Below are 11,816 nucleotides of genomic sequence, written 5' to 3'. Positions count from 1 at the left end.
ATATAGACTTTATTTATTGGAGGTACTTATTATTGGATATTTCAATTGACAGAGAACTCTCTTCCCTCATAGCTGGTTTCAAAATTGGCGCTATTTTCTATAACCAGATTGAAGTCGGTGAATCACCGCAAATGGTAAAGGGCCGCTTGCAGCTTTTCCAAGAATCCATCTACTTTGATCTGTTAGAGAAAAAAGTCCAGGATATTCCGTCCGTTCAGGAATGGCGCCAAATCTTTAAAACTGCCGGGAAAGATCCGAACCGCTACCGACATTCTGCTGAAGCACTATTCAGACGGGTACATAAACAGAATTATTTGCAGCCTATCAACAGCAGCATCGATTTAAACAATTTCTTTTCCCTTCAATATGGAGTGCCGATTGGCATTTATGACCTATCGAAGCTATCCGGCGATATTACCTTTAGAATTGGAAAAGAAAGTGAACAGTATACAGGTCTAAACGGCAGAGCCAATTCTCTTGATAACTTAATTATCAGCGCAGATGATGCAGGTCCCTTCGGCAGCCCGTTTGTCGATTCAAACAGAGCTCCAGTGACTTTTGATACAAAAGACGCTGTCCAGTTCGTTTATCTTCAAGCCTCCACCCCGAAGGAAACAGCCGAGCGTATGGTTGCTTCCTTAATGGATATGTTTGTCCAAGTTCACGGAGGGCAGGCACAATTTAAAATTGTAGAATAATAGTGGGGTATGTTCAAGGAAAGTCCTTGTGCATACCTCTTTTGCAGTTTAACCATAAAGTTTATCTGTAAAAACAAAAAGTTATCCACAGTTAAAATAAATCAGAGAGTTATCCACAGGAAAATAAAAAGCTCCCCAAAATGAAAAAACGCAATGCTTCGTTCTTCTTTGAAACGAAACACTGCGTTGTGACTATGTATGGAGCGGGTGATGGGAATCGAACCCACGACATCAGCTTGGAAGGCTGAGGTTTTACCATTAAACTACACCCGCATTTTTAACAAGCTGCTTTACAAAAAGACAACTTATTTTTAACACGTTTTTTATTATATAACTGCAGTTTTAAAAAATCAACCACTTTTCGACATTTTTTTTACGAAGATTACATTCATGCGTAATATTTAACTCATCAGGACTAACTTTTTACTATAGTATGAAGATATTCTGTAATTAGTACCAGAAATAAAGAAAAAGACCGGACATTTTGGTAGTGACCCCTTAAAGTTAGAGTTTTTATTACGCAGCTAATTGGCTGGCATGAGTTCGGAATTTTACCGGACTCATGCCGGCCAGTTTTTGTTTAATTCGATCGTTGTTATAGTAATGGATGTACTTCTCAATCTTCATCTTCAATGCTTCATAAGAAATTAATTGTTCTCCGTAATACATTTCCTGCTTCAGTAAGCCAAAGAAGTTTTCCATTGCTGCATTGTCTGCACATGTTGCTTTGCGAGACATGCTTTGGTACATCTTATTTTCTTTCAATGTGTGTACCCATTTGTAGTGCTGATAGTGCCAGCCTTGATCGGAGTGAATGGTTGTTCTATATTTGGCACGCTCTTGAATAATAGGAAGCACCTGTTTTAATGAATCCATCACAAATTCCAGCGTTGGACTTTTAGACATACTAAACCCAATAATTTCGCCGTTATATAAATCCATGATAGGGCTTAAATACAACTTCTCATCATTTGTACATTTGAATTCCGTTACGTCGGTCACAACTTTTTGAAGGGTATGTGGTGTGTGGAAACGACGGTTCAAACGATTTTTCGCCACTTTCCCAACCGTACCTTTATACGATTTGTAGCGTGATTTACGCACGAATTTTTCGCATTTCAAACCTAGTTTCTTCATGATACGTTGTACTTTCTTATGGTTAACAGGGTAACCTTGCGTTTTCAATTCCGCATGAATACGACGGTAACCATATCTGCCTTCATGCTTCTCAAACGTCTCTAAAATCAGCGTTTCCCACGTTTCATTTGGATTCTTTTGTTTCATCTGTTTGATTTGATAATGATACGTTGCCTCTGGAATTTTCACTTGTGTTAAGACATGTTTTAATCGGAATCCTTCTTCTTTAAGTTCGAAGGCGATGGCTGCTTGTGCTTTTCGAGGAAGGCATCCGGATTCTCTCGAAAAGCCTTCAACTTTTTTAAATAGGCAACCTCTAAACGAAGCATTTCATTTTCACGTTCTAACTGTTCCTCACGTGACATTGGTTTATTCTGTTTATTCGCTGTTGTTTTTGGTTTTTTAGACATAGACGGGCGCCCCTTTGCTTTTTGTTGCAGGCCCTCTATTCCTTCTTTTTCTAATTTACTGTTCCAATTGGCGATTAAACTCGGATTATTTATCCTAAATTGAATCGCTGTCTCTTGAAAAGAAGCACCTGTTTGTTTCATAAAGTGTAATACATCCAATTTGAATTGAACAGGGTATTCCTCATTAACTATTTTCCGTTGTAACCCTTCCTCGCCAAAAGCTTTATAAGCACTTACCCAATTCTTAATTGGCGAAGAAGATGGAATACTGTATTTTTGCGCCAATCGGTCATAACTTAAAGCACTTTTCAAATACTCTTGTACAATTTTCAGTTTGAAATTCCCACTATATTTAGCCATAAAAAACACCCCAAAAGTTAGATTTCAACTCTAACTTTTGGGGTGCAGCACTTTTTTGTTCGGTCTTTTTACATTCCTAAAATATATTCTTTTTCTCTTTTAATCCGAAAGCAACTGTCAACAACAGCAGCACTCCCATAATGAGTACATACAAATTAACAGCACCGCCCACACCTAACTGCTGGGACAGAAAGCCTAATCCGATTACAGGCAGGCTGACACCTAAATACGTGATGACAAAAAAAGTTGAGACGATATTGCCTTTAATTTTTGCAGGCGATCTTTCATTAATTAACGCAAGGCTTCCTGCATAGGCAGGTCCGTTCCCCCCGCCGATCAGCACAGCAGAAATAAGAAGCAATGTCAGCGATTTTGCGGCGATAGTAATTACTAATAAAATTAAGCCTAACGCCAATAATATATAACCGACTGAAATCATCGTCCGCAATGAGAATTGTTTCAGCAGTATTTGGTTTACTGCTGCTGCGATTAAGCCTAATGCAACAACAATGCCGGAAACAGTCAGCGAAGACACATGTGTGAAGCTTGATAGATTAGAAGGAATTAAGCTCATAAACATGCTGATAATAGACCAAGCGATAAATGACGTAAATGATGCCAAAATAAATGCCTTCACTATTGATTTCGGTACATAAGGCTTTTTCAGCTTAACCGGCTGCAGGCCAGGGCGTGCATTTTCATTCAAAAAGAATAAAGCTGCAAAGCATGGCAGGATAAACAGTAAATGCACATAGTATGATAATCGCAAAGGATATGGCGCAAAGTCGCCAAGCAATCCAGACAGAATCGGGCCAATCGCATTTCCAAGCGTTACAGCAAGGGCACAAATAAGGGCCGTTTTCTTTTTATCTCTCTTTTCGTCTAATTCAGTTAACGCCGCAACCGCAACACCATTTAATATTCCGACAGATAAGCCTTGAAACAGTCTTGCAATCAAAAGCATGCCTAGTCCATTAGCAACCGTAAAGCACGCAGTTCCAATCAGGGAAAACAGTATTCCTGGTATAAGGACCTTTTTTCTCCCAATTTGATCAGAGAGCTGTCCGGCCACAATAATGGCTGGGATAACCGTAAACGCATAAATGGCAAACACTAAAGTTATCATTCCGGATGATAATCCCCACTCTTGGCGATAGAGTGTATAAAGGGAAGCCGGAATATTTGTGCCAAAGAGCGTCAGGAACAAACAGCAAGCAACAAGCCAGAAGGAAACCTTCCTGCTCAGCATGCGCTGCTCACGCATCACTTGAATAGAGCTAGTGCGTTCAAGCAGTCTTTGCTGGAAGGCAGACCTCTGCAATTCAGAAGCGTCGATATCCACAACGTCCATCAAGCCTTGCAGACCTACAATCAGATTCTGAACCTGATGCTCTTCCGCATTGCTCGCGATTCTGATTCTAGTCGCCTCTTTGTATTTTTTTGTTTGAATACTTTCTATATTAACTTCATGTGCTCCAAATAAATTGGATATACGAGCCAGGACTCCCGGCTGATCTATAACTAGCATGGAAATTCGATAATCAGAAGCCATCAGCTCTTCACTCCCCTACTCAAAATATCTTTACTTATATTGTAAGGCATGAATAAATATAAAGTCTATACACTTGTAAGAAAATATAACATGAAAATATCGACAAAATGTGCCAACCGTTATAAATATTACTATATCAAGGTTTTTTGGGCCATTCCAATTAAATGACTATATTGAATTAATTTTATTTTCAGAAAACTTTTGCATACTTTTTGTATATTTATATGAATAAAATTAACTACTCTTTCCTGAAAATCACCTATTATTCTTATAAAATTGAACATTCTTTGAACAGTATTATATATTGTGATTTTTTTCACAAATATCTATTGTAAATTAACTATGCACCATTCATAATATGTTTATCAAACGTACTTATAGTGTTAATACTATACCAACAGATTATATTTGGAGGAATCAGCGATGGAAGGCGCATCTCTTTATCAAGTGGAAAAACTGGCACTAAAGAAATGGAAAATATTTAAGCGAAGCAAGTTTCGATTTTTTATGCGTGCTGTTGTAGCAAGCATGTTTATCGGTTTTGGTGTAATTGTTGCCTTTAAGACTGGAAATTTCTTTTATGCAGAAGGCTCACCCTTCGCATACCCTGCTGCAGCACTCGTTTTCGGGGCTGCTATCATCCTGATAGCATATGGTGGAGGAGACTTGTTCACAGGCAATACCTTCTATTATACGTATGCTGCATTGCGGAAAAAAATCGCCTGGCTTGATGTATTCAAAGTGTGGGGAACAAGTTATGCCGGCAATATATGCGGCGCTGTCTTTTTCGCAGTATTTATTTATTTGACAGGTTTATTCAAATCCCATGAGGTCAATGAATTTCTACTGCATGCAGCTCAGACGAAAATTGAAGCACCTATAAGCGAGCTGTTCTTTCGCGGCATTCTTTGTAACTGGCTCGTCTGTCTCGCCTTCTTTATTCCAATGGCTTTAAAGGAGGATATTGCGAAAATATTCGCCATGATATTATTCGTTTTTTGCTTCTTCATCTCTGGATATGAGCACAGTATTGCTAATATGGCAACCTTCTCTATTTCATTAATACTTGACCAAAACCCTGCCATTACTTTGCCTGGGATTATACGCAATATTATCCCTGTTACGTTAGGCAATCTAATCGGAGGTGTCGGTTTTATGGGCGTGATGTACTATTATGTGAATAAGCCATTTATGGATGAAGATATAGAAGAAAAATAAAAGCAAGCCTGCTTATGAGGCTTGCTTTCTTTCTTAACGATTTTGAACGATTTTAGCTCTTCTTCTAATGTGTGCATAAATAACTATGCCTGTTGCAGCTAAAGCTGCGCCTATCAAAAGAATAGTATAATTCGACGTAGCTGTATTTGGCAGCCAGGAATTATCGCTGTTATCATTCGCTGATCTTACATACTGGCTATTGCTTCCTTTGTGATTATCTGTGTCCGTTTTGACATTTCCACTTGTAGTTGTGCTTCCTGAAATGTTGCTATTATTATTGGACGGATTAGCAGCTGGCGGGGCTGCTCCATTATTTCCATGTGATGGATCTGCATTTACTGGTGTTTCATCAACATCTCCGTCAGATGAATTGTCTCCTGGCGTTTCTCCATTATCTCCATCAGATGGATCTGTATCTCCTGGCGTTTCTCCATTATCTCCATCAGACGGGTCTGTGTCTCCTGGCGCTTCTCCATTATCTCCATCAGACGGGTCTGTGTCTCCTGGCGTTTCTCCGTTATCTCCATCAGACGGGTCTGTGTCTCCTGGCGTTTCTCCGTTATCTCCATCAGAAGGTTCCTCAGGAGTTCCTGTATCGTCCTCTTTTGCACCTTTTATGAAAGTCCAAATAGTTGATACAGCTTTTCCTGTATAATCATCTGCTGCAACAGCATACCAGGCGTATTCCTTACCTTCTTCAAGCCCTTCCCACTCGACTTCTGCCGTTTTGCCGCTGTCGACATTTTCCTGTTTGCCGATTTCGTCATTCGTATAAACATTAACAGCGAAATAATCAGTTGCAACCCGCTTTTTCTCTGCTTCCAGGTCCATGTTTATAACAAGCTCATCTTTACCTGGATATTCTGCTGGATCATAGAAATTATAATCATCTAAATATGGTGAGTATGTGTTAACAATAATTCGGTTATTGTCCTGATCAAAGTGAAGTAGTTTTAAATAACCTTGACCTCCTTCAGGACCTCCTTGATAATCACCAAGCATTTGGTACACTTCTCTGTCAGCTGTTCCATCACCATTATCGTCCACTTCACTGATAAGTGTTTCTGAATCATGGTAATGACCGCTTAATACTGCGAGTACATTTTTGTTTGGTTTTACAACCTCTTCATACAGCTTTTCACCAATCGGGCTTCTGTTCCCAGAAACAAGTAAATATTCATGGAAGTTAAGGATTGCTTTGCGATCTGGATATTGCTTAAGGACGTTATTCATCCAAGCAATATCCTCATCATCAACGCCCCAGCCCATATACAGCATGATAAAATCATTGCCGCCAGATGAAATTAAATCATAGTGTCCTCTGTTGTTTTTGTAGGAATCTCCATAATAAGACTTGCTGCTGAATCTGTCTGCACCGAACCATTTATAATATTCGTTATAGTCATTCGACAGCTGGTCTACATCATGATTTCCTGCCAAAACACCATACGGAATGCCGTTGTCATCAAGCACCTGCATATATTCATCGGCATATTTCCATTGCTGCTCTTTATCTGCTTCATCAACAAGGTCACCAGTATGGAACACATACTTTATTTTCAGCTGGTCCTTCATTTCAGCAATCCACTCTGTCTGGCGCTTGAAAATATACGGGTAGCTCTCCGCATAATATTGTGTGTCTGACATCCATACAAACGTATAATCATACTCATCTGGAGAGCTTGGGATTTCATCCTGAATAATAACATTAATTTTGGAATCCTTCGCAAACTCTTTGACAGCTACATTTGCTTTTAATTCAAAGTCAGCACTGCCAGCTATCTTATATGTGAGCATCTTCCATTTGTTTTCAACAAAACTCCACGCATACATAGATACTTTTCGGCCTTCAAGCGATTTTCCGCTCCACTCTAGTTCCACTAAATCTTCCTCGCCTACTGATGAATCCAGCTCGACATCAAAACGATGATATGGGAATTGTGTATCAGAATCTGTCGTCAAATATTTTCCGTCAAGCGTTGAAACGGACGCAATTTCATTGTCAGCAAGTGCTTTCTCACCTGCTGGCTTTTGCTTGGCTGGCGGCTCTGTGTCACTCGCATGCTGAAAGGCTTTTACATTGCTGCTACTTGCTGAATATTTAAAGCCCTTATAAAAGGAAACATCCAGCTTATCGTTCGTCGGATCTGCAACCTTCACTTTTAACAGTGGATTGCCTTTTACAGTTTCTCCATTATCTGCAGGTGATACAAGCTCGGGCTTTGTTGGATTTTCATCATTCACTGTAAAAGTCACTTGTTTTTCGGCAATATTGCCTGCCTTATCTACTGCCGTAACAGATAATACATGTTCTCCTGGAGAAAGTTTAGATGACGCTGTTTCATATGGAGCTTCGATTATTTCATCATCAAGCATCATCTGGAACGATTCTACTCCAGCAATTTCATCACTTGCGCTGGCATTAATGGTAAAGGCTCCTCTGTATTCTTGCTTTTTCATGTTTGTTTCAATAGCAGGTGCCGTATTGTCCACCAAGATGGAAACAGACTTTTCATTTTGTCCATCCTTCGCACTTATCGTGTGCTTTCCATCACCAACTGTTTTACTGTCCCAATTATAGGCAGCAGCGCTAGTTTGCTCACTATTAAGTGTAAAATGGAAATGCTCGAAAGGACGATACGTTCCGTCATCTCCCATATCATAAATCTTATTGGGATCACTCTTCTCTGGGTCTCTTAAAATAGTTCCGTCTGCAAGCACAAGTCTGACATTACGCAATGAATAATCATCCCTGTTTTCTTCACTTTCTTCGAGCTGGAACGGCGATGCTTTATTTCCGGCACGGACTGTGATTTCATTGACTCCCTGCTTCAGTTTTTCAGCATCAATCGGAATCGTAAACGTCTTCCAATATGACATATTATCCTTATCAAGCAGCTGGATAATTTCATCACCCATCGTGATTGCATTTTTGAAATACATATTCAGACCGCTTATTTCAACAGCCAAATAGGCTTGTGTTTCAAGTGACGGGTTCATTGCTGCTGACAATTCTTTTCCATCAATAAAAAGCTTTACTTTATCAGCGTCATGATTACTCGACGTTCCTTTCAGCAGAACATTGCCGCTGACAATGCTGCCATCCTTTACATTAAGGCGAAGCTCTTCTGCATTTTCCGGGTTATTAATCTTGATTTGCTGCTTTTCTGTCTGCACTTCATTCACACCATCGGATGCAGTCAAATAATACTCGACATACTCTTTAGCAATAAAGTTGGCAGCATAAATGCTCGTTGTATAGAGATTATCATTGCCATCCTTTTTCAACAGAAGGCGCTCATATTCCTGTTCACCATTTGTCCGATAATAAACAGCAACTGTTTTTACCCCGTTATTATCATTTGCTTTTGCGGAAACTGTAATATCCTCTATTCCTGTTTCTGTTAGTGCTGTCGTATTTTCAATTGTCGGCGGTGTTGTATCTTCCTCCACAGCAACTGGCTTGCCAGGCACTTGACTTGCTTCCACACTTCCTGGAGTTCCTAACTTTTCACCGCTGCTTACCTTAATTGCAGTTGTGGAGCCGTCCTGCGGATATTTATACAAAATCCCCTTGTTAGCGGCAGTATCATCCACACCGAGAACATCATTATAGTAAGCTACACTAATCTCTTCTTGTGTATTTGTTGCAACGGCAATTCCCCTTAAATCACTGTTCGCCATTCCATCACTCTGAATGCGGACAATATCTTTGTTTTCCATAAGATTAGTCCCGTAATTAGCGTTAAAGTCGGCAACCGTCTTATCTCCATTAGCATTATTAATGATCCAGAATACCAATGTCCCTTTCGCCGGAATAACAACATCCTCAGGAACCGATGGCCAGACAACATCACTTGCAGGATCTGTTCCATATCGGTATTGAATCTTATAATCTTTAAAATTTACTGGTTTATTCGTATTGTTATAGACTTCAATAAATTCATAGCCATCTGCTGAATTAACATTCGAGCTGTCAGGCACCAATTCTGTCACAAACAGCTCTGGTACTTTCGAATAATCCGTACTAACCTTTTTGACCGCAACGGTAAATTTGTCTGTTTCCGCACTGTTTGCTCCATCACTTGCTTCAATATAGTACGTTATATTAGAATCTACATCTTCAGCAGGTATAACTGCTTTATACTTGCCAGCTTCCTTTGTATCCTCTGTCATAGATAAAGAAAGATACTCATTCTGTGATTCTGACTTATAGTACAATGTTACAAACGGTTTTGACTTATCATCCTTCACAACAGCTTCAACAGCAATATCGGCGAAGGCTTCTCCGCTGCTGACTGCCTCATGGCTGATAGTTGGCGGATTCGAATCGTCAGACTGATCAAGCTCAACTGGTTTTGTCGGCACTTGGCCTTGTTTCAAACTGCCTGGGTTAGGACTTGCTAGAACCTCAAGCTTTTCCATTTCCGTTCCGCTTTTCGGGAACAAGTATTGGATTACCTTGCCGTCATTATTAGTTTCATCTCCCAAATAGGACGCAGAAACAAGCTCATTTCCGCCACGATCTTTGATAATGATCGCCCGATTACCTCCATTTGCGAATCCTGGGAAAGAATCAGTAAAGGACAGCAGGTTTTCTTCTGTTAAACTTGTGCCGTACTGACTGTTAAAATCAGCCAAGGCTTTATCACCATTATTGAACCAAAGCACAACCGTTGATTGCGGTTTAATAACTGCATCAGGCACTTTAAAACTAACATCTTCCCTGCTGCCATCTGTGTAGCGGTAGGCAAATGAGTAGTTCTTCAATGATACTGGCTGGTTTGTATTGTTATAAAGTTCAATATATTCATAGTAGTCTGTGCCGCTTCCTTTTGAGTTCGGTGCCAATTCAGTTAGAAGAAGCGGTATGGAGCTATATGTATCTTCCTGTTTAGCTACTTCAATCACATATTCCTCTGTTTTGGCAGTTGATGTTCCATCTGTCGCCTCTATGTAATAATGAATATTGGCTTGGACAGCTTCCTCTGGAATTACGGCAGAAAAGCCGGTGATGCTGCTGGCATCCTTGCTCATGAGCATAGACTGATAAGTGTCTTCCCCTTCTTGTTTATAATGAAGAGTTGCCGACGGAATTTTCATATTATCTGCGATATTTGCTGCAATTTTAATGGCTGTACCCTGTTTGCTGCTTTTAACTGCGCTATGTGAAATTTGCGGAGCTTCATTATCAGCAGCTGGAGGACTAATCTCCACTTGACTAGCTGGAACTTGATCTTCCAATAAGGTACCAGGTGTTGGAGCAGCTTTCGTTTTCAGCTTGTCCATGACTGTACCATTAGCAGGATAACGATATGCAACTGTTAACCCGGTATTGTCAGTTTCTCCAGGCAAGTAGTTCGCAGAAATGATTTCGGTTCCTGTAAGGCTCTTTATCGCAACTGCACGATTTCCACCGTTTGCAAATCCAGTGAAATCACCTTTAAAAGAAAGAAGTTGCTTTTCTGTTAAAGCTGTTTGAAAATGCTTATTAAAATCACTTATGTTTAAATCATCTTTATTGAACCAAATCACTTGGGTTTCTCCTGAGGCAATTGTCTTGTCAGGCAAACTGAGAAGTTTATCACCTTGGCTGCCATCTGTAAATTGATAGTAAAAGGCATAGCTTCCGAGATTAAGTGTCTGATTCGTATTATTGTACACTTCCACATACTCATAGGAATCAGTCCCTTTAGAATCAGGAGAAATTTCTGTTATTAACAGCTGGGGGTACTTACTGAAATCTTCTTCAGAAGCTTCCGCTTGCGGCTGTTCCACATCCTCCTGCTTCGGTTCTTCTGCAGCAGGCTTTTCTGTTACTTCTTCAGCTGGAGTCTCTGTTTTCGTTTCTTCCTCTTGTTTTACAACAGGCTCCTCTGCTGCTTTTGTTTCCGTTTCTTCTGAAGGCTTTTCTTCTGTTATTTCTTCTTCTGAATTAGCAGGTGCTTCATTTTGCTCCTTATCGATTGTTTCACTGGAGCTGTCTGTGCTTTTTTCTGATTCTTCATCAGGTGATGATGGCGCTTGCTGAGGTTCTAAAGGTTCTGCTGCGTACGATACTGCAGGGCGGCTGCTTGTAAAAATAGTAGAAAAAAAGAACACAACCATGAGCACAAGCAACATCCATTTCTTACTCGTCTTTCCCCTCTTGCGACTAATCATATTTGCCTCCTCTGCTTATTCATTTTCCTTCCCTCGTCCATCATAATAAAAAGTTTTTAAACTGCTTTTAACAATTTGTGAATAATTGTAAAGAAAAGGGGATATATGTAAATGGAATGTTAGCAGAGTTTTTCCTTTTGACCGAATTTCTGCAGTAACCCCATGTCCCATCTGCGTTATTCGCTATTTACAAAATGAAAACAAAAAAATTACATAATTCAGATATTTATACCATAGTAGAAAGCTATTCTATCTTTAGACCCAATTATATAGAGGAGG

Annotated in this window: 5 protein-coding genes, 1 tRNA gene and 1 pseudogene; 2 read left to right on the top strand and 5 right to left on the bottom strand. The window is 39.9% G+C overall.

What is annotated here, in order from left to right:
- Positions 1–32 precede the first annotated feature (32 nt).
- Positions 33–698: a B3/B4 domain-containing protein gene (locus tag MKX82_RS03355; RefSeq protein WP_237940739.1), complete on the top strand. Its 666-nt coding sequence runs from the start codon at positions 33–35 to the stop codon at positions 696–698.
- Between the two features lie 199 nt (positions 699–897).
- On the opposite strand, the gene MKX82_RS03350 is transcribed toward MKX82_RS03355, so the two are convergent.
- The 4 genes and pseudogenes from MKX82_RS03350 to MKX82_RS03335 all read right to left on the bottom strand — a co-directional run bounded on the left by MKX82_RS03350 (position 898) and on the right by MKX82_RS03335 (position 4,157).
- Positions 898–971 (bottom strand) — tRNA-Gly (locus MKX82_RS03350).
- Positions 972–1,214: 243 nt separating this feature from the next.
- Positions 1,215–2,081 (bottom strand): annotated as a pseudogene (locus MKX82_RS03345) (IS3 family transposase); the annotation flags it as partial.
- Positions 2,042–2,605 carry a helix-turn-helix domain-containing protein gene (locus tag MKX82_RS03340; protein ID WP_233319543.1) on the bottom strand — a complete coding sequence of 188 codons (564 nt, stop codon included), beginning with the start codon at positions 2,603–2,605 and terminating at the stop codon, positions 2,042–2,044. The pseudogene MKX82_RS03345 and the gene MKX82_RS03340, both read right to left, overlap by 40 nt.
- A gap of 76 nt (positions 2,606–2,681) precedes the next feature.
- The gene (locus MKX82_RS03335) at positions 2,682–4,157 is read right to left on the bottom strand and encodes an MFS transporter (protein ID WP_233317388.1); all 1,476 of its coding nucleotides are present in this window, start codon (positions 4,155–4,157) and stop codon (positions 2,682–2,684) included.
- Between the two features lie 423 nt (positions 4,158–4,580).
- On the opposite strand from MKX82_RS03335, the gene MKX82_RS03330 reads away from it, so the two are divergent.
- Positions 4,581–5,375: a formate/nitrite transporter family protein gene (locus tag MKX82_RS03330; RefSeq protein ID WP_233317389.1), complete on the top strand. Its 795-nt coding sequence runs from the start codon at positions 4,581–4,583 to the stop codon at positions 5,373–5,375.
- Positions 5,376–5,408: 33 nt separating this feature from the next.
- Here the strand turns inward: MKX82_RS03330 and MKX82_RS03325 are convergent, their stop codons facing one another.
- On the bottom strand, positions 5,409–11,537 hold the full coding sequence (locus MKX82_RS03325; RefSeq protein ID WP_341074978.1) for a lamin tail domain-containing protein: 6,129 nt from the start codon (positions 11,535–11,537) through the stop codon (positions 5,409–5,411).
- Positions 11,538–11,816: the final 279 nt, after the last annotated feature.

Origin of the sequence: Niallia sp. FSL R7-0271 (genome assembly GCF_038005785.1) — a bacterium.
In the GTDB taxonomy this organism is placed as follows: domain Bacteria; phylum Bacillota; class Bacilli; order Bacillales; family Cytobacillaceae; genus Niallia.
This window is presented reverse-complemented; position numbering and strand designations above follow the sequence as displayed.